Raw genomic sequence first — 18,870 nt, 5'->3', positions numbered from 1 at the left:
CCCCATGGATCTGAAGTTCAGCTTCGCCGACCGGCAGCCGGCCGCGCACGACCACGACGCCGACGGGGCGGCGATGCCGCCCGGAAGCCGCGCGCTGCCGTTCAGCACGGCTCCCTCGGCGACCAGCTCGGAACTGATCCTGCGCGTGTCGCGCACGGGCGGATCCGACACCGACGCTCCCGTGGTCGGCGAGGCGCTCTCCGGCGACGGTGTGAGCTACGGGCGCTCCGAGGTCCGCCTGCGCGGTGCCGCGAGCGACATCGAGGCCCTGGCAGCGACCGTGCGCTCGGCCACGGCACGCGTCGTCGCTGAGCTCGGCGATCCGCTGTCCGCCTCCATCACCCGCCTCGAGTTCGCGCTCGGCGGCACGGAGGCCTCCGTCGCCGCACTGCTCGCGCTCGACCCGGGGTCCGGCCCCGGCGAACTCGCCCGCGCCTCGGAATCGTTCCAGATGCGCACGGGTCTGGCCGCCGGCACTCCGGTCGTGCAAGCGGGCTGACCCGCCGTCCGGGGCGCGTAGCATGACTGCGTGTCCCTCACCCTGCGCAAGCTCCTGCAGAACCCGTCCCTCCACCTCAAGGTCGTGGTGGGAGGCGGCGACAGCCAGGACGCGCTCGACCGTTCGCTCGATCGCGAGTTCGAGTGGTTGCACGCGACCGATCTGATCGACCCGACGCCCTTCCTCGGCCCGGCGGAGGTGATCCTCACGCTCGGGTGGCAGTTCCCCGTGGTCGAGGCCGCGGATTCCTCGATCCCGGAGGTGCGCGTCGCTCCGGAGCGGCTCGACCGGATCTACCACGACTACGCGGCGCTCGTCGCCGCGCACGGCCTCATCGGCATCGGCTTCGGCAGCGACGTCGTGCACCGCGGGATCCCGCACCAGCTCGCGACGGCCTGCCGACGGCACGGACTGATCCTGTTCGAGGTGCCCTACGAGATCTCGTTCATGGACCTGCTGCAGGAAGCCGCGCGCGTGCTGCAGCGCGATCAGACCGAGCGCTACACGCGATCCCTGCGCGCGCAGAAGGCCATCGCGACGGCTGCGACCCGCCGCGACGGCCTCACCGCGACGCTGCGGGAGACCGCGCGCCAGCTCGGCTGCGGTGTCGCCCTCTACGATCCGCTCGGCCGCGCGGTCACCGTGGTGGAGGCGCCCGAGGGGCCCCGCGCCGAGAGCTCGGATCTCGCCCCCTTCGTGCTGGAGGGGCTGGAGAGCCGCCAGCGTTTCCGCTCGGTCCAGGTGACGCCCGAGGTCGAGGCCGTGCTGCAGATGCTCGGCGAGACCGACGACCCCAGCGGCATGCTGGTGCTCACGCTGAGTCGCGGCTTCGACGATCTGTCGCGCAACGTCCTGACGAGCGTGCTCGCCCTCGTGAGCGTCTCGCTGGAGCAGAACCAGGCGCTCGCCGGCCTGCACCGGACGCTCCGCGAAGCACTGCTGCAGCTCCTCCTCTCGGGCAACGTCGACGTCACCCGTCACATCGTCGAGAGCGTCTGGGGTCCACTGCCCCAACCGCCCCTCGTCGCCCTCATCGGGATCCCGCAGCACTTCGACACGGTGCGACTGATGCCCGCGCTCGAATCGCTGCATCTCTCGGGCGAGATCCCCCTCTTCTTCGCGCAGTACCGGAGCGACGTCGCGATTCTCGCGCCGGCGGCCGACGCGGACCGCCTGCTCGCGCTGCTCCAGCCGTTCGGCCTGGTGCTCGGCCGCTCGCAGGCCGAGCACTGGGACGCGCTGCCGCTGTCGCTCGAGGAGGCGAAGAAGGCGGCGGAGTTCGGGCTCCGCCGCGGCACCCCGCAGGTCACCGCGTTCCCCGACATCTGGCGCGAGGGTATCGCGGACCTCATCGACACCTCCGACGCAGCCCTCATCGCCGGCCGGATGTTCGGTCCGCTGATCGAGCACGACCGCGCGCAGGGCTCGGAACTTCTGCGCACGCTGCGGGTATGGCTCGAGGCGCACGGTCGGCAGCTCCCCGCCGCACGCGAGCTCGGCGTCCATCGGCACACGCTGCTCAACCGGCTCGAGCAGATCGCTGCGCTCACCGGGTCCGACCTCGACGACTTCGAGGTCCGCGCCGAGCTCACGCTCGCGCTGCGGTACCTGCACTGATTCGACAGTTCGTACATCAGGGATCCCTGTCGGGACATTTCGTCAGAGGAATGCGTCCCGGAGCTTCCGCACTCTGTCGCACTGCGCGGTCGATTCCGACGCACTGTCGAGTGCGGGCCAGTGCCGCTCTGCTGCAAGCTTGAGTTCGCCGCGCACGGGGCAGTCGCCCGCTTCGCCGCCGGCGAATTGCAAAGGAGCAATGGGCATGACCAAACTCAAGCGAAGCCTCGGCTTCACCGCGGCCTACGCCGCCTCGACCGGACTCGTCGTCTCGGGCACCGCGATGGTATCGCTCGGCAACGGCTTCGGAACCGGTGGCCTCGCGTTCGCGATCCCCGCATTCATCGGCCTCGTGATCATCCTGATGGTCGCGATCTCCTACGGCGAGCTCGCCTCGATGCTGCCCGGCGGCGGCATGGTCGGCGAATACACGATGCCCGCGCTCGGCCGGCTCATGGCGATCATCGCCGTGCTCGGCGGCTACATGGTCCTCGTCTCGGCCGACGGCGGCACGCAGCTCATGGTCGCCGGCAACGCGTTCCAATCGCTCACCGGCGTGCCCGCACCGGCGTTCTCGTTCCTGCTGCTCGCGATCCTCTTCGCTCTGAACATCGCCGGGGTCAACTTCTACGCCCGCGTCCAGATCCCCATCGTGGTCACCAAGATGAGCATCCTGGCGATCATGGGCTTCTGCGGGATCTTCGGCCTCGGCACGGGGACGCCGGTCGACAACCCGTTCCTCGCCACCGACTGGGGCACCCTCGCGTCGATGGGCGCGGTCGCGATCTGGCTCTACATCGGCATGGAGTTCGTCGCTCCCCTCGCCGAGGAGATCAAGAACCCCTGGAAGAACATCCCGCTCGCCATGGTGGCGGGGGTCATCACCATCTTCATCGTCGATCTGCTGTTCGGGTGGGGCGCCACCCGCTACGCGGACCTCGCCGAGATGGCCTCGTCCTCGATCCCGCAGGTGGTCGGCGCGACCGCGATCTTCGGCGGCGCCGGCGGCCTCATCATGACCCTCGGGACCATCGCCGCGTCGTTCTCGACGGGCAACTCCTACCTCGCGGCGATCCCCCGCATGCTGTACGGCCTGGCCAACGAGGGGCTGCTGCCGAAGTGGTTCGGCAAGGTCTCCCGCCGGACCCGTGTGCCCTGGGCCGGCATGATCGTGACCGCCGCGTGCATGGCCTCCGTGCTGGCCTACTCGATGTTCTCCTCCGGCGGCATCGACCTGATCCTCACGCTCGTCAGCATCGCCTGCACCACCTGGCTGCTGAGCTACATCATCGCCCAGGTCGACGTGATCGTGCTGCGCCGCAAGTATCCGAACGCCAAGCGTCCGTTCAAGACCCCCTTCTACCCCCTGCCCCAGGTGCTCGGCATCGCATCCTGCATCTATCTGATCGTGTTCATCGTGCCCGACTTCGATCAGCGCATCGTGATCTGGAGCGTCGCTGGAATCCTGATCGCCGCGATCGCCCTGTTCGGCATCGTCTGGCTCAAGGCGAACCGCCTCCCGCTGTTCACGCCGACCGACCTCACCCACACCCAGTCGAACATCATCGTCCGCTCGGAGAGCATGGACCACGAGTACGACGACGCGGCGGACTCGACGGGAGATCCCGCCGATGCCGAACCCGAAGGGGCGGACCTGCGATGAGCGGCTTCGGAGGACGCATCTCGGTCGTACCCGTCCAGGGGCGCCGCGAGCGCAAGCATCCGCTGGCGGGCGAGGGGCCCATCGTCGACCGCGCGCGCCGAGGCCTGCGGTTCACCGCCGAGCAGTTCGGAACTGTACTGCGCGCGGACCGCACCACCGTTGAGGTCCGCACCGACGACGGGATCGATCTCGTGCTGAGCTACGACCCCGGCAATTTCATCTTCTCGCGGGTCTACGCCTTCACGGTCTCCACGCGGCTCCCCGAATCGGCGCTCGCGCCGAGCGGGGTGAAGCTCAGCCATCGCGGGACGCCGCGCGGAGGGGCGTTCATCCCGGACCGCGGCGCGACCGCCCAGCCGTCGCGGGACCTCGATCGGCTCAACGACGCGGCGTCACCGCACCTCGCCCGAATCGACCTGGTGCACGCGCGGATCTCGGGCTCGGGCAGCCGCACCCTGACCCTCAGCCCGATGGGCGGGGCCTTCGTCTGGGTGCTGATCCCGCCGGTCTTCAAGGCGACCGCTTTCCCGCCCGGCGAGCCCGCTCGCATCCTCGACCTCATCCGCGCGATCCGGGCGCAAGCGCCCGCCGCGTCCCAGTCCCCATCATCCGCTGCCTGAGCAGCCAGGAAGGAATCAGGTATGTCAACGATCGATGTGAGGGCCGCCGTCTTCGTCGCCCCGAACGAGCCCCTCGAGATGCGGGAACTCAGTCTGCCTGCAGCACCCGGCGCGAACGAGGTGCTCGTGCGGCTCGCCGCCTCGGGCGTCTGCCACAGCGACCTGCACGCGCTCGACGGCGAGTGGGATACCCCGGTGCCGATCGTGCTCGGGCACGAGGGCGCCGGTGAGGTCCTCGCCGTCGGGTCCGAGGTGACCGACCTCGAGATCGGCGATCACGTGATCCTTTCGTGGACCCCGTCCTGCCAGAAGTGCGAGTTCTGCGTGTCCGGTCGTCCGGTGCTCTGCCAGCTCGCCAACGAGACCGCCTACCAGCACGTGTTCTTCGATGGGAAGCCGCGGTTGAGCGACGGTGAGGAGAGCGTCAAGAGCTTCCTCGCGGTCGGTTCGTTCGGCGACCACGCGATGGTCCCGGCGTCTGCAGCGATCCGGATCCGCAAGGATGCGCCGCTCGCCCAGGCTGCGCTGGTGGGTTGCGCGGTCACCACCGGGATCGGCGCCGTCACCAACACGGCGCAGGTCGAGCCCGGATCGACGGTGCTGGTCGTCGGCTGCGGTGGAGTCGGCCTGAACGTCGTCCAGGGCGCCAGGCTCGCCGGCGCCAAGCAGATCATCGTGGCCGACGTCAGCGCCGAGAAGCTGGAGCTCGGCCGCCGCTTCGGCGCGACGCACACCGTCAACAGCCGCGAGGTCGACCTGGTCGAGACGGTGCGCGAACTGACCGGCGGACGAGGAGTGGACTACGCGTTCGAAGCCATCGGCCTCCCCTTCACCATCGAAGCCTGCTACGAGGCGATCCGCCGCGGAGGCACCGCCGTCGTCGTCGGACAGGTCGCCGACGGCGTGAAGATCTCGATCGATCCCTTCGTGATGAGCGATCAGGAGAAGCGCCTGATCGGTTCGAACTACGGGTCGAGCCGGCAGTCGATCGACTTCCCCAAGATCATCGATCTCTACATGGAGGGCAAGGTCGACCTCGACTCGATGGTGACCGACCGCATCCCGCTCGACGGCGTCAACGACGCGTTCGCGCGCATGCGCGCCGGGCAGGGCATCCGCACCGTCATCGAGTACTAAGCGGACGAGTGGTCAAGAACCCCCTGCGCGAGCCGATAGTGTGCTCCGCAGGGGGTTCTGCATCCGAGACGAAGGAGTCCGACCATGGCCAGCGCGACCGACCTGTTCCTGTCCGGTGACCACGAGCACGCGAAGCAGCTGGTGCACGCCGCGCTCATCGCCCAGGGCTTCGAGGTGTCGCTCACGCCGACGCGCGGGTTCCACGCGCGACGCGGCAGCCAGGCGCTCACCGTGCTGTTCGGCGGACTCGCCGGCGGCAAGTTCCAGATCACGTTCCTCATCGAGTTCATGGTGACCGAGCAGGGCCTGCTCGTCGCGCGGATCTCGCGCAACATGACGGGCGGCGCGCTCAAGGGCGGCGCCATCGGTGCGGTGAAGACCTCGAACGCGTTCGACGAGACGGTCGCCCGCCTGCAGGAGACGCTGATGCGCGACGGCGCGTTCGTCTCCCGCCTCGACCACCAGTAGCTTGGAGCTCCACCTCGACGCACGAATCGGGCGACGCGCGCGACGCGGTCCCGGCAGGAGTCAGTCCGGGGTTCCCTGGAACCGCAGGATCCGGCTGAGCGCCTCCTCGACCGCGGCCTCGCCCGCCGCGTAGGACAGCCGCACCGTGCGCCTCCCGTGCACGGGGTCGAAGTCGACGCCGGGCACGACCGCGACGTCCGCGCCGTCGAGCAGCGCCCGAGCGTAGCCGAGCGAGTCGCCGAACCGTTCGAGCTGCGGTCCGAGGTCGGCGTAGAAGTAGAACGCACCGTCCGACGGGGCCGATTCGCCCCACCGCAGCGCCGATTCGGCGTCGAGGATCAGTGCGCGGGCGCGGGCGAACCCCGCGACGACGGCGTCGCGCTCGGCGTAGCGTTCCTCGGAGAACGCGCCGAGCGCGAGCTCCTGCGCCGGCGCCGGCGGCGAGAGCGCGAAGTTCGAGGCGAGCGCCTCCATCGGGGCGATGAGCGACTCGGGCAGCACGGCCCAGCCGAGCCGCCACCCGGTCATGCCCCAGTACTTCGAGAAGGAGTTGATGGCGATCGCCTCGGGGTCGAGCTCGACCGCGCTGACGCCACGGGCATCGGGGCTGCCCGCCTCGGCGTAGGTGATGCCGTGGTAGATCTCGTCGCTGATGAGACGCACCCGCTGTTCCGCGCACCACTCGACGAGCGCCGAGAGCTCCGCCCGGCTGAGCATGGATCCGGTCGGGTTGGCCGGCGAAGCCACGATGAGGCCCGCGAGCGGCCCATGGGCCTCGACCGCGGCGTCGAGCAGCGCGGGGGTCGGCTGATACCGGGTTTCGGACCCGGTCGGGATCTCGATCACGTCGACCCCGAGCGAACGCAGGATGTTCCGGTACGCCGGGTAGCCGGGGCTCGCGAGCGCGACCCGATCGCCGGGATCGAACGCGGCGAGGAACACCAGCTGGAACGCGCCGGAGGATCCGGTGGTGACCGCGACCCGCGCGGGGTCGATCGACACGCCGTACCAGTTCGCATAGTGCTCGGCGATCGCCTCACGCAGCGGCGCGGTGCCGAGCGGGCTCGTGTAGCCCGCGGGCTTCAGCATGCCGGGTGCGGGGCGGGCGCTGGGCTCGCCCGCGCACAGCGAGACGATGTCGCGGCCCTCAGCACGCCGCCGCTCGACCTCGCCGGTGATCTGCATGACCTCGAAGGCGGGGATCACCGAGCGTCGGGAAGCGCCGAGACCGTGCGGAGCATCGGCTGCGCTCGACGGCGGCTCAGCGGCCTCGCCCTGCGCTCCTGCGGGGTGGGGCGGCAGGCTGGGAGGCGGGGTCTTGAAGGGTCCTCGGGCGGCCATCAGCGGCTCCTCTCGGGTGACGACGCGGTCGGATTCCGGTGCGCGGACGCACCGCTCGGCACGGCTGCGCCCACGTGCCGGACGAAGATGATGAGCCAGGCGAAGATGACGCCCGCCACGACGAGTTCGAACGCCGCGAGGTTGTAGTAGCCGAGCGGCCAGAACAGCAGCGCCGCGAAGACGATCGCCGCGAGCACCACGTCCGAGAACAGCAGGAACACCCGGGTGAACCCATCGAGCAACCAGCGCAGACCGATGAGGATCGCACCGAAGACGACCGCCATTCCGGTGGCGAAGGTGTTGTGGACGATGAGGTTGAGGTTCACCGGCACGATCCCGACGCCCGCGAGGCAGATCCCGATGATCTGGAATCCCCACGCGACCGCGCGCACGTTGCGGGTGCGACTGGGCGGGGCCGCCGCGGCCCAGGCCTCGAGGTCGATGAGCAGCGTGAACGCGAACGCGGCGAGCAGGAGCCCGCCGAGGAAGAGCGTGAGATTGAACACGAGCCCGCTGACGTCGGTGCCCGCTCCGAGCTCGCTGAAGTGGAAGTGCCACCACTTGGCGTCGGAGGTGGTGAGCATCGCCACCACGATGCCTCCGGTCAGGAACATCGACAGCAGCATCGAGAGCTCGGCGGTCGTGATCTTGGCCGCAGAGACGGTGACGAGGTACGCCGTACCCGCGGCGACGATGACGGACGCGACGGTCGAGGTGAGCTGATCGAGCTGCACCCCGAAGAAGCCCTGCGACAGCACCGCGAACACCATGCCGATGCCGATCACGGCGATGCCGCCGTGCACGAGCGCGACGGCGGCGATCCCGACGAAGCGCTGCGCCCGGGCCGCCCGGGGAGACCAGGAGGCGGGGGCACGCATCGGTGCGCGCAGCTGCTCGGCGACCGAGCTCGCGATCGCCACCAGTCCGGCGAGCAGCGTGCCGATCGACCCCGTCGAGATGCTCCCCCAGAGCGGGTGGGTGCCCGGGCCGAACACGACGAGCCCGACGAGGATCGCTGCGGCTGCGGCCAGGGTCGCCGCTCCCAGGGCTCGGGCCTCGACCCGCGCCTGGTGCGAGTCGGCACCGCCGCTCGCGTCGCCCGGGTAGAGCAGTTCGAGGGTCGTATCGATCGCGCGCGGGATGCGTGCGCGAAGCCGGGCACGGCGCTGCGCCGTGCCCGTGTCTCGCGCGTTCCCGTTCATGCGTCCCATCCTGGCACGCACCGACCGGCGACGGCGATGCCCGCCGACGCCCCGGAACGGCCTCCGGCCTCCCGGGTCATGGCCGACCGTCGGGGGTCGAGCCGCGCTCCTCGAGCCGCAGGTACCCGCTCAGCGCTGCGACGCCTTCGGCGCTCATCGGCAGTCCCTCGCCGAGCCGGCTGGAGCTCACCAGGTGGGTGGCCCATTTCGCGCGGCTGATGGCGACGTTGAGGCGGTTTCGCAGCAGCAGGAACTCGAGCCCTCGGGGGACGTCGTCAGGGCTCGACGCGGCGAGGGTCACGACGGCGAGCAGGGCCTCCTGCCCCTGGAAGCGGTCGACGGTGCCGACGCGCACCTCGGCGCACCCGATGTCAGCGAGACGCTCCGCGACGCATTCCACCTGAGCGTTGTATGCCGCGACCACGATGATGTCGTCGGGAGTGAGCGCGCGCTCCCCCGTTCCGGTGTCGCAGCGCCCGTGTTCGAGCGCGTCGCGCACGATGCAGGCGACCACCTCGGCTTCCTCGACCGAGTGCGTGGTGTTCGCGGAGTGCTCGACCTCGTGCCGGACCAGGCCGGGCCCGCCGATCCCGCTCGCGCGCACCGCGGCCGTGCTCGGATGCGCGCGCAGCCGACCTCCGTACGCGAGCTCGGAGACCACCTCGGTGAGCTCCGGGCGCATGCGCCGGGTCTCGGCGAGGAAGTACCCCAGGTCTTCTGGCATGGTCTCGTGATCGCCGAGCAGCCAGCCGAGGGCGGAGGTATCGACCGGTTCGGGGTGCGTGCCCTGGGACACCTGCGGCAGCTGCTGCGGGTCGCCGAGCAGGAGCAATCGTTTGGCGCCGACCGATGCCGCGATGGTCGGGGCGAGCGAGAACTGCCCGGCCTCGTCGATCACGAGCAGGTCGAGTTCGTGGCGCGCGACGCGGGTCGGGTTGCTGAAGTCCCAGGCCGTGCCGCCGAGCACGCAGCCCAGGCCGGCCGCCTCGTGCTCGCGGAGGAACAGCCGATGGGTGTTGCGTCCGAGCGCCCGGAACGCCGGCTCCGCGGCGTCGTCGGCCCGACCGCTCTGCGGGACCTTGCCGACCTGTTCCGAGGCCAGTCCCGCGGCGACGACGCCCTCGAGGACGTGCTCGACCACCCGGTGGGACTGCGCGACGACGCCGATCCGCCAGCCGTCCTCCTCGACCAGTCGACGGATGACGCGTGCGGCGAGGTAGGTCTTTCCGGTGCCCGGTGGACCCTGGACCGCGAGGTAGGAGCGGTCGAGCTCCCGCAGGGTCGCCGTGACGGCTCCGATCGTGCGGGCCTCATCGTCGCCGCCGGCGACGAGCGCGAGCTCGCTCGCCGGATCGACGATCGGAGCACCGGCACCGAGCACGGGCGCCGTTCGCCGGATCAGGTCGACGACCGGATCCCGCGGGAGCTCCCCGCGGTCGAGCGCGGACGCGAACGCGCGTCCCCAGGCTTCGATCGCGCCCTTCTGCTGACCGGCGTGCGGCGGCGGACCGGGCACGAGCGCGACGGGAAGCACGTCGAAGGGCGTCGCGTCGCGCGGCAGCAGCTCCTCCACGAGCACCTCATCGCCGTCGCGTTCGACCACCGTGACCCGGGAGGCGCTGCGGGCACCGGGTTCGACGCCGCGGGTCGCGAACGGCGCGGGTGCCTCGTAGAGCAGATAGGCCTGACCGCCCGGCCGGAGCGAGCTGCCCGGCGCGAGCGCACCGCGCAACCGGACCCGCCGCCGCAGTGCGCGCGCCCGCGGTTCGTCCGGCACGTGCCAGTCGTCGGAGACCCGGCTGAGCAGGTCGTCGACGACGAGCACATCGCGGGTGTCCGCCCAGTCCTCGAGGGGGTCGACAAGTCGTGCGTAGTGCGCCCACCAGAACGATTTCTGTTCGCGCTGGTGGTAGTCGATCGCGCTCGAGGCGAGCGCCGCGGTCTTGGCGATCGCGGGATCGGAGATCTGCTCGGCGTGCCGCCCGAGCGCCTCGGCGACCGGGCTCAGCCGGAGCTCGGGCTCATCCTCGTCCGCCGGGAGCGCCTCGGGGAACGGATCGACGCCGTGCTCCTGCGCGATCCCACGGAGCCAGTCGCGCAGCCGCAGGGTGGATACGCAGTCGTAGCGGTTGTAGTCCGCGATCGCGGCGAGCCGGCGCTCGCCCTCCGCGCGCTCCGCGGGGTCGGTCGAGCGGAGCTGCTCACTCGCCTCGGCGAACTCGGTGACGGACTGCGCGCCGCTCGTCACGCCGTCGGCGTCGCGCAGCTCATCGCCCATGTAGAGCGGTTCCAGCTTCTTGATCGAGTAGGAGCGGGTGCCGATGCGCAGCGCCTTGCGCACGATCGGGTAGAGATCTATCAGCACGTGCTCGCGCAGCAGGTCGTCGACCTCGGCTTCGCCCACCCCGTGGCGAGCCGCGATGCTCAGCAGGTGGGTGCGCTCGTACGCCGCGTAGTGGTAGATCCGCATGCCCGGGAAGTCGATCCGGCGCTGGCGCACCAGTTCGAGGAACCGCAGCAGGGTGCGCTTCTCGGCGTCGAGATCGTGGGCCCAGAGCGGCAGGAACCGCTCCTGCTCGTCGACCGAGCCGAAGAGGTAGTCGATCCCCCAGCGGGCATCGCTCGCGTCCCCGGGTTCGCGGTACATCGGGTCGCCCTCGAAGTCGAAGAACAGGTCGCCGGAGTTCGGTCGCGGGATCGCCGCGAGCGCGGCGGCATCGATGACTCGGAACGGCGGGAGCTCGCCCGCCCGGGCGTCGAGCTGCACGCGGGCCTGCGCCGCGAGCCGTTCGAGCACGTGCAGGCCGATGCCGGGCACCCGCTCGGACTCGGCGACTCCGCCGACCGCCCGGAATCCTTCGGCGGGCGGTTCCACGGTGCCGTCGAGCTCGGCGACCGCGTCGATCCGGTCGAAGCCGGCCGCGACCAGGCGGTTGCGCTGGGCCGCGGTGATCCCGGCGATGAGCAGGGGGTCGCGGGTGCGCTCGACCTCGGGCAGGCACACCTCGCATCGGCCGCATGCCGCGACGCCCTCGGCGCCCCAGGCGACGGGAGCCGCCGACTCGCGCGCGCCATCGTCGCCGACCGCCGCGTAGCGGTCGAGCAGGATCCGATGCATGCGAGCGCGCCGCGCCCGGAACACGGGAGCGATGTCGGCGAGGCGATGCCTCGAATGCGCGCCGTCGCCGAGGATCAGCGTCGCCTCGGGAGCGACGGGGATCCCGGTTCGCTCGAGCTGCTCGGCATAGGCCGCCAGCTGCATGAGCGCGGTCGCCTTCGCGCGCCGCGCGAGCTTCGTGTCCTGCACCTCGTAGCCGTCCGCGACGGTGAGGCGCAGGAAGTCGGCGAAGCCGACGAAACCGATGGCGGGCTCACCGGCGTCGGGATCGGCGGCGCGCTGGGCCGGGTCGAAGAAGGTCGCCTGGAACACCAGGGGCGCGCGCGCCGCGAGCGCCGCGGTCGTCTGCTCGGCGACGTCGAGCAGCTGGGCCTCGCCCATGCTCTCGGGTCGGGGGATCTCGACCACCCCTGCCGCCCCCGTTCCGAGTTCACCGCAGTAGGCCTCGAGGGTTCGTTCCTCGTGCTGGTCGCCGAGACGGGCCGCCCGCGCGAGCATCGGATCGTCGTCCGGCGGAACCTCGACCGCGCGTCCCAGCTTCGCGTCGACCCGCCGCAGGAACGCGAACTCGCAGGCGCTGGCCGCGGTCAGGTCGGTCGCGCTCGTGACCAGGCGGGTTCCCCCGTCAGCACCGCGCTGCACGAACATGCGTTCTCCCTCCGCGTCGCCTCCCGGCGATCGCCGAGGTCCATCCGACGCTATCGGTGCCCGCCGACATTGGTCGGTGTCGACGCCCGCTCAGAGCCGGGCCAGGGTCTCGATGTCCTTTGAGAACGCCGACTGCTCCTCCTCGGAGACGGTCGCGCGGGTGACCTCGAGCGCCGCACGGTAGTCGGCGGTGTCGAGCTGGGTGCGGTCGGTTTCGAGCACCGCGCCCTCGGCGCGCAGCACCCGGGCCAGCGCCTCCTGCGACGCGCGGCGGGCCGCGTACTCGATGTCCGCGGGGGTCAGGCCGTCGCTCTCCGCGACGAGGACGCCGAAGTCGATCGATTCCGAGATCTCGCCGGGCACGTACCGGCGCCAGATCGCCTCGCGCGCCTCCGCGTCGGGAAGCCCGATCGGCAGCACGTAGTCGAATCGGCCGTGGCGCAGGAACGCGGCGTCGAGCGCCCGCACGAAGTTGGTCGCGCAGATGAGCAGCTGGCCCTCGCGATCCCGGAAATCGGCGACGATCTTGAGCAGCTCGTTCGTGACGCCCTGCGTCGGCGACGGCGGATCGCCTCGGCGCTGCGACGCGATCTCCTCGACCTCGTCGATGAACACGACCGCGTGCTCCAACTGCTCGATCCGCTCGAAGACGTTGCGCAGCGACGCCGCCATCCCGCTGCCCGCATCGCCGAGACGCGACGGGAAGACCTCGACGAAGGGCCAGTCGAGGCGGGAGGCGACCGCCTTCGCGAAGGTGGTCTTGCCCGTTCCCGGAGGTCCGAACAGCATCACCGCGTGCGGCGGGACGACCCCGTACCGATCGGCGAGGTCGGGTTCGGCGAGGGGCGCCACGAGGCGCTCCTCGAGCAGCTGCTTCTCGTGCCGCATGCCCGCCACGTTCTCCCAGAGATGGCGCGGCAGCACCCGTCCGCCGACGTCCTTCAGCAGGTCGAGCTCGCGGCGCTGCACCGGCATCTGCCGCTCGAGGTAGCGCAGCCCGTAGCGCAGCTGGAAGCCGTTCGAGGTGAGCAGCCCCAGTCGTCCGCCCTCGGGCATGAGCACCGAGAGCGTGGACAGGCCGAGCGGCGCCATCTTGCGCTCGAGCGCGTCGAGCAGCGCTCCCGACACGTTCTCGGATCGGGCGTCCTCGGAGATCCCGAAGAAGACGACCCACCCCTGAGCGTGGGCGGCCCGCCCCACGGCGGCCGCCACGATCCGGTCGCCCCGCACCGCGACCACCGCGTGGTCCTCGCGGCAGGACGCCGTGACCTCCGCGAGCGAGTACACCGGCTGGTCGACCGTCGAGCGCACCTCCCACCAGAGGCGCACGACCCCGTCGAGGTCGTCGTCGTGGAATTCGCGAATGCGGATGCGTGTCATGCTTCATCTTCTCAGACCGACCCCTCCTGTGACGCGACGTGTCGCGCATCCGCGCGATCGCAGGGCGGAACGCTCAGCGCGAACGGTGGAACGCATCGCGCGGACCGGCGCCCCGACGTGCAAGACTGGAAGCAGTTCAGGTCACGCCCGACCCCAGGACGCGAAGCCCGAAGGTGCCAACGACGATGCTCGACACTCTCCACAGACGCCGGTTCACGACGGCCCTGGCGCTCGGCGCCGCGCTGACGCTCGCCCTCGCGGGCTGCAGTGCGTCCGGGACCGGATCGAACACCGCGGGCGGCGCCTCCGACGACGGCTGCACCTCCGTCGTGGTCGCGACCTCGTCCGAGAAGGTCAACCTCATGGAGGCCCTCGGCGAGCAGTTCAAGAAGTCGTCCGAGCACCAGGGGCTCAAGACGTGCGCCACCGTGCGCCCCGTCAACGTCGCCTCCGGCAAGGCCGCGCAGTACCTCTCGGACTCGACGAAGGAGTGGAAGCTCGGCGCCGACACCGCGCCGAGCGTCTGGTCCCCCGCTTCGACCGTCTGGACCGACCGCGTCGCCTCCATCTCGGGCGAGCAGGTCGTGGCCGGCGCCGAGAGCTTCGCGAAGACCCCCGTCGTGTTCGGGGTCCCCGAGTCGATGGCGCGCGCGCTCGACTACCCGGCCAAGCCCGTCAGCATCGCCCAGATCAAGGGGCTCATCGAGAACCCCGAGGGCTGGGGCGCCCTCGGCAAGTCGATCTGGGGCTCCTTCAAGATCGCGAAGACCAACCCCAACACCTCGACCACCGGCCTCTCGATGCTCCTGATGCAGAGCTACGCGGCCGCCGGCAAGGCGAAGGATCTGACCACGGCCGATGTGCAGAAGGCCGAAGCGTTCAACAAGGCCTTCGAGTCGGGCGCGATCCACTACGGCGACACCACGGGCAAGGTGCTGCAGAACCTCGCCGACAAGACCTCGGGCAAGGGTTCTTCCTACGTCAGCGCGATCGCGCTGGAGGAGACCTCGCTCTACAACTACAACATCGGCAACCCCGACTCGCACACCGTCCAGCCCGGCGAGACCCTCACGCCGCCGTCCGAGAAGCTCGTCGCGGTGTACCCCGCCGAGGGATCGATGTGGAGCGACAACCCGGCGGTCGTGCTGAACGCCGCCTGGGTGACGCCCGAGCAGAAGAGCGCCTCGCAGGCGTTCGTGAAGTTCCTGCGCACGCCCGAGGCGCAGAAGCTGCTGCCGAAGTACGGCTTCCGCCCGCTCGACGATTCGGTCGACGTCAGCCAGTACCTGAACGACAAGGTCGGCATCGATCCGAAGCGCCCGGCGATCACGCTCCCCCAGCCCGCACCCGAGGTCGTCTCGGCCGCGCTCGACCAGTGGACCGCGATCCGCAAGCCGTCGGCGATCCTGCAGCTGATCGACATCTCGGGCTCGATGGACGAGAGCATCGGCGGGGGCAAGACCCGCCTCGACGGCGCGCTCGCCGGCTCGACCACGACGCTCGGCCAGGTGCGCCCCACCGACGAGATCGGCGTCTGGGCGTTCACCACCGGCCTCGAGTCCAAGATCGACGGGAAGAACGTGCCCGGCGTCGCCGTCGTGCGCCCGTTCGGCCCGCTCGGCGGCGACAAGGAGGGCCTGAAGAAGGAGATCGACGACCTCGCGCAGAGCCAGCGCGCGGGCACTCCGCTGTACGACGCCCTGTCGTCGGCCTACGACTACATGAAGCAGCACGCGGAGGAGGGCCGGATCAACGCGATCGTCGTGCTCTCCGACGGCGAGGACACCGATTCGAGCACCACGCTGAACTCCCTGATCCAGCGCATCAACGCGGACCAGAAGGAGGGCGGCAACCGCAAGCCGGTGCGGATCTTCGCCATCGCCTACTCGAACGCGGCCGACAAATCCTCGCTCGAACGGCTCGCGAAGGCCTCCGGCGGGCAGGTGTTCGACGCGAGCGACCCGACGAAGATCACCGAGACCTTCCAGTCGGTGATGAACAACTTCTAGGCGGTCACGGTGAGCACAATCGAACAGATCATCCAGGTCTGCGGCGACCGGACCGTCTGCCTGGTCGACGGCGCCTCGATATCGGACCCGGATTCGCTGGCCTCGGTGCTGCCGAGCGGCGCGCGGGTCCTGGTGATCCCCGCCCCGGATCAGGCCCAGAGCGTCTCCTCCGGGACCGTCGCGAACGAGTTCAAGGCCGCGACCGGCGCCCAGACGGTCGTCGTCATCGAGGACCGCGCGAAGGACCGCTTCGGGGTCGCCTCGAACGGGGACGCGAACAAGATCGCGACCGAGCTGAACTCGCAGAATCTGCCCGACGGCGGCGAGGCCGTCGCCAACATCGCGAGCACGCTCGTCTCCGCGGGACCCGCGCCCTCCGGCGGCCAGGGCGATGGCGGAGCCCCCTGGATCGTGGGCGCCGGCGTCCTGGTCCTGGTGGCGGTCGGCGCGGCGGTCACGACGCTGCTGATCCGCCGCTCCCGCAACGCGAAGCGCGCGGTCGGAGCCTCGCGCAAGCTCGAGAAGCAGCTCGAAGCCGCCCTGCACGGCGAGAACGGCGAGTTCGTCCGCGATGCGATCGACGAGATCCGCCGCCTGGCGGGGGCATATCCCGAGCTCGGTCCCCGTCTGAACGGGCTGTCCGAGCACCTATCCGAGCTGTTCGTCCGGGTGCGCAGCCGAGGAACGGACCAGCAGCTCCGGCTGCTGCTCGTCCAGTACCGAGACACCCTCTCCAAGCTCGTGAAGGCCCTCGCCGACGACTACTACGGCGATGTGCAGCGCAACCCCCAGTACTGGAGCAACCCGCAGGGTCGACTGGCCGAGGTGCAGCGCGCCGTCGATTCCGTCGACCTGCAGGCCGTCGAGAACATCCGGCAGGTCAACGAGTCGCGGGACCTCGAATTCAAGGTCGCCCTCGACTCCCTCATCAAGGCCGTCAACGATGCGAAGCTGTCCGACGTGTACAGCGATCGCGATCCGAGCAACCCGCAGAGCTAAGGACCCGACATGACCGATTCCACCGGCACCGAACCCACCATCTCCGTCGACTTCGCGCAGCTGCTCGAGCCCGCGGACACCCGCGCCGCCGAGGTCCCCGGCTCCGCCCTCGAGGCCGCCGTCGCCGAAGCGCCCGCGAGCGACATCGAGTCCGCGGCGAAGACGCCCGCCGACGCGGTGTTCAAGTTCCGCAGCCTGCTCACCGAGCAGCAGCTCGCCGACCTGCAGCGCGGCGCACCGGCGCTCGCGCAGAAGTTCGTCGCCGACGTGAACCAGATCGTCACCTTCGGCGGCCCGGTGATGCAGAAGTTGAACAGCGCCTCCGTGCAGCTGCTCGACGCCCAGCGCAACATCCGCGTGCCCGAGGCCGATGCCATCGTCAACGACATGCTCCGCACCATGGACGGCTTCGAGAAGAAGTGGCGCTCGCAGAAGCTCGAGGACGCGGCGAACGCGATCGTCGGCTGGTTCAAGAAGGGCAAGTACACCCTCAGCACCATGATCCGCGAGTCGAAGCCGATCTCCGACAAGATCGACCTCGCCGAGGTCAAGCTGCAGGAGATGGAGAACGCGCTCGCCGACAACATCGCCCGCGGTCAGCTGCTCCACGCGCAGACCCTCGAGCACATGGACGACGTGGTCGCGGTGCTCGCCGCGCTCGAGCAGGTCATCGAGGTGCTCCGCACCGAGTTCGACGAGGCCGATACCGCGCTCCGGATGGCCGAGACCGCCGGCACCGAGTCGACGACCTACCAGGGCAAGGCCATCTCGGTGAGCGAGCTGCGCGAGATCCAGAGCAACCTCTCGCTCGTGCTCTCGGAGACCGAGAAGACCTGGGCCGACTGGCGCTCGCAGTTCTTCCTCGGCTTCGCCCACGCCCCCGCGACCCGCAACCTGGTCGTCACGACCTTCGCGCTGCGCCGCCGCCTCGCGACGTTCCGCACCATGGGTCTCCCCTCCGCACGTCAGTCGCTCGCCCTCTGGCAGCAGGCGGCGTTCGCCCGCGAGGGCGCCGAGATGGGCGCCTCGATCCAGGAGGGCACCAACAAGCTCATCCAGGGCGCGTTCGCCGAGACCGCGAAGTCGGTCGAAGCGGTCGCGAACGCCTCGCAGATGCCCGTCATCACCGAGGAGACCATCTGGGCCGTGATCGACTCGGTGAAGGCGCAGTGCGCCGCGATCGTCGAAGCGGATCGCGCGGGACGCGCCCTGCGCGCGCGCAACATCCAGGCGCTCGAGCGCGGCGAGTCGGTCATCGAGGACGCCGTCGTCGCTTCGCAGCGCGCGGTGGCGAACGGGTCCCGGGGCGATGCGGCGGGATCGGTCACGCGCGGTTCCGGCGCCGGATCCACGACGGACCCGGGTGCCGACCTCCTGGGCAAGCTCACGAGCTGAGCCGACGTGCCCGGGAGCGCCCCTCGGGCCGCTCCCGGGCACGTCGGGTAGACTGGGCGAAGAGGTCGCGCCGATCCCAGCATCGGCGGGCCCCACGTCGCTGAATTTCAGAGCTCGCGCATCGCGAATGCGCCAGGGCCGACCGACTCTTCCGCGGCGAACGGATGCGCGAACCCGCGCACTCGCCGAATCGGCCACGCCCAGCGACTCGATCCGATCACGGATCCTGCGGACGCGCGCCGGACCGACACGAAAGCAGCACTCGCTCACGTGACCACCGACCAGACCACTCCCTCGTTCATCGACCTCGGCGTGCCCGCCCCCATCGCGCACGCGCTCGACAAGAACGGCAAGACCACCCCCTTCCCCATCCAGCGCGACACACTCCCCGACACGCTCGCGGGCCGCGACGTGCTCGGCCGCGGCCGCACGGGTTCGGGCAAGACCATCGCGTTCGGCATCCCGCTCGTCGCGAACCTCGCCGATGACGCCGCGAAGAAGCGCAAGCCGAGCCGCCCGCGCGCCATCGTGCTCGCCCCCACCCGCGAGCTCGTCACGCAGATCGCCGAGACCGTCAAGATGCTCGCCGACCCCGTCGGCGTCAAGGTCACCACGATCTTCGGCGGGATCCCCCAGCGACGCCAGGAGGCCGCTCTGGAGGCCGGCGTCGACATCGTCGTCGCCGCGCCCGGCCGCCTCGACGACCTCATGAAGCAGGGCCTCGTCGATCTCGGCGGCGTCGAGATCACGGTGCTCGACGAGGCCGACCACATG

General features: G+C 70.4%; 14 protein-coding genes. 10 read left to right on the top strand and 4 right to left on the bottom strand.

The window, feature by feature from the left end:
- Positions 1 to 4 precede the first annotated feature (4 nt).
- The 6 genes from XM48_RS05355 to XM48_RS05330 all read left to right on the top strand — a co-directional run bounded on the left by XM48_RS05355 (position 5) and on the right by XM48_RS05330 (position 6,004).
- Positions 5 to 499, top strand: coding sequence for a hypothetical protein (locus XM48_RS05355; RefSeq protein WP_046454771.1), 495 nt, complete (start codon positions 5 to 7; stop codon positions 497 to 499).
- 30 nt (positions 500 to 529) lie between these two features.
- Positions 530 to 2,116: a PucR family transcriptional regulator gene (locus XM48_RS05350; RefSeq protein ID WP_046454770.1), complete on the top strand. Its 1,587-nt coding sequence runs from the start codon at positions 530 to 532 to the stop codon at positions 2,114 to 2,116.
- 205 nt (positions 2,117 to 2,321) lie between these two features.
- Positions 2,322 to 3,779: an APC family permease gene (locus XM48_RS05345; RefSeq protein ID WP_046454798.1), complete on the top strand. Its 1,458-nt coding sequence runs from the start codon at positions 2,322 to 2,324 to the stop codon at positions 3,777 to 3,779.
- Positions 3,776 to 4,399, top strand: a complete 624-nt coding sequence (locus tag XM48_RS05340; RefSeq protein ID WP_046454769.1) for a hypothetical protein — start codon at positions 3,776 to 3,778, stop codon at positions 4,397 to 4,399. Before XM48_RS05345 ends, XM48_RS05340 begins: the two co-directional genes overlap by 4 nt.
- Before the next feature lie 21 nt (positions 4,400 to 4,420).
- Positions 4,421 to 5,536, top strand: coding sequence for a Zn-dependent alcohol dehydrogenase (locus XM48_RS05335; RefSeq protein ID WP_156174935.1), 1,116 nt, complete (start codon positions 4,421 to 4,423; stop codon positions 5,534 to 5,536).
- A gap of 84 nt (positions 5,537 to 5,620) precedes the next feature.
- Positions 5,621 to 6,004 carry a hypothetical protein gene (locus XM48_RS05330; RefSeq protein WP_046454768.1) on the top strand — a complete coding sequence of 128 codons (384 nt, stop codon included), beginning with the start codon at positions 5,621 to 5,623 and terminating at the stop codon, positions 6,002 to 6,004.
- 60 nt (positions 6,005 to 6,064) lie between these two features.
- On the opposite strand, the gene XM48_RS05325 is transcribed toward XM48_RS05330, so the two are convergent.
- The 4 genes from XM48_RS05325 to XM48_RS05310 form a co-directional block, all read right to left on the bottom strand.
- Positions 6,065 to 7,345 (bottom strand): aminotransferase class I/II-fold pyridoxal phosphate-dependent enzyme, encoded by a 1,281-nt coding sequence (locus XM48_RS05325; protein WP_084821012.1) that lies wholly within the window; start codon positions 7,343 to 7,345, stop codon positions 6,065 to 6,067.
- Positions 7,345 to 8,547: a hypothetical protein gene (locus tag XM48_RS05320; RefSeq protein ID WP_046454767.1), complete on the bottom strand. Its 1,203-nt coding sequence runs from the start codon at positions 8,545 to 8,547 to the stop codon at positions 7,345 to 7,347. Before XM48_RS05320 ends, XM48_RS05325 begins: the two co-directional genes overlap by 1 nt.
- 76 nt (positions 8,548 to 8,623) lie before the next feature.
- The gene (locus XM48_RS05315) at positions 8,624 to 12,313 is read right to left on the bottom strand and encodes a bifunctional RecB family nuclease/DEAD/DEAH box helicase (protein ID WP_046454766.1); all 3,690 of its coding nucleotides are present in this window, start codon (positions 12,311 to 12,313) and stop codon (positions 8,624 to 8,626) included.
- Positions 12,314 to 12,403: 90 nt separating this feature from the next.
- Positions 12,404 to 13,693, bottom strand: a complete 1,290-nt coding sequence (locus XM48_RS05310; RefSeq protein ID WP_046454765.1) for an ATP-binding protein — start codon at positions 13,691 to 13,693, stop codon at positions 12,404 to 12,406.
- Positions 13,694 to 13,878: 185 nt separating this feature from the next.
- Here XM48_RS05310 and XM48_RS05305 point away from each other — a divergent pair, with 185 nt between their 5' ends.
- The 4 genes from XM48_RS05305 to XM48_RS05290 all read left to right on the top strand — a co-directional run.
- Positions 13,879 to 15,702, top strand: a complete 1,824-nt coding sequence (locus XM48_RS05305; protein WP_052961315.1) for a substrate-binding and VWA domain-containing protein — start codon at positions 13,879 to 13,881, stop codon at positions 15,700 to 15,702.
- Positions 15,703 to 15,711: 9 nt separating this feature from the next.
- Positions 15,712 to 16,701 (top strand): hypothetical protein, encoded by a 990-nt coding sequence (locus XM48_RS05300; RefSeq protein ID WP_046454764.1) that lies wholly within the window; start codon positions 15,712 to 15,714, stop codon positions 16,699 to 16,701.
- A 9-nt stretch (positions 16,702 to 16,710) separates the two neighbouring features.
- Positions 16,711 to 18,096: a toxic anion resistance protein gene (locus XM48_RS05295; protein WP_046454763.1), complete on the top strand. Its 1,386-nt coding sequence runs from the start codon at positions 16,711 to 16,713 to the stop codon at positions 18,094 to 18,096.
- A gap of 270 nt (positions 18,097 to 18,366) precedes the next feature.
- The coding region (locus tag XM48_RS05290; RefSeq protein WP_046454762.1) for a DEAD/DEAH box helicase at positions 18,367 to 18,870 on the top strand (504 nt) is incomplete at its 3' end.

It is taken from the genome of Leucobacter sp. Ag1 (assembly GCF_000980875.1).
GTDB lineage: Bacteria > Actinomycetota > Actinomycetes > Actinomycetales > Microbacteriaceae > Leucobacter > Leucobacter iarius.
Note: the sequence above shows the minus strand (reverse complement) of the source record. Positions and strands in the feature narration are given on the sequence as shown.

Coding starts and splice junctions, on each gene's coding strand:
- XM48_RS05355 (WP_046454771.1), top strand. CDS start 5: ATGGATCTGAAGTTCAGCTTCGCCGACCGGCAGCCGGCCGCGCACGAC.
- XM48_RS05345 (WP_046454798.1), top strand. CDS start 2,322: ATGACCAAACTCAAGCGAAGCCTCGGCTTCACCGCGGCCTACGCCGCC.
- XM48_RS05340 (WP_046454769.1), top strand. CDS start 3,776: ATGAGCGGCTTCGGAGGACGCATCTCGGTCGTACCCGTCCAGGGGCGC.
- XM48_RS05335 (WP_156174935.1), top strand. CDS start 4,421: ATGTCAACGATCGATGTGAGGGCCGCCGTCTTCGTCGCCCCGAACGAG.
- XM48_RS05330 (WP_046454768.1), top strand. CDS start 5,621: ATGGCCAGCGCGACCGACCTGTTCCTGTCCGGTGACCACGAGCACGCG.
- XM48_RS05325 (WP_084821012.1), bottom strand. CDS start 7,345: ATGGCCGCCCGAGGACCCTTCAAGACCCCGCCTCCCAGCCTGCCGCCC.
- XM48_RS05320 (WP_046454767.1), bottom strand. CDS start 8,547: ATGAACGGGAACGCGCGAGACACGGGCACGGCGCAGCGCCGTGCCCGG.
- XM48_RS05315 (WP_046454766.1), bottom strand. CDS start 12,313: ATGTTCGTGCAGCGCGGTGCTGACGGGGGAACCCGCCTGGTCACGAGC.
- XM48_RS05310 (WP_046454765.1), bottom strand. CDS start 13,693: ATGACACGCATCCGCATTCGCGAATTCCACGACGACGACCTCGACGGG.
- XM48_RS05305 (WP_052961315.1), top strand. CDS start 13,879: ATGCTCGACACTCTCCACAGACGCCGGTTCACGACGGCCCTGGCGCTC.
- XM48_RS05295 (WP_046454763.1), top strand. CDS start 16,711: ATGACCGATTCCACCGGCACCGAACCCACCATCTCCGTCGACTTCGCG.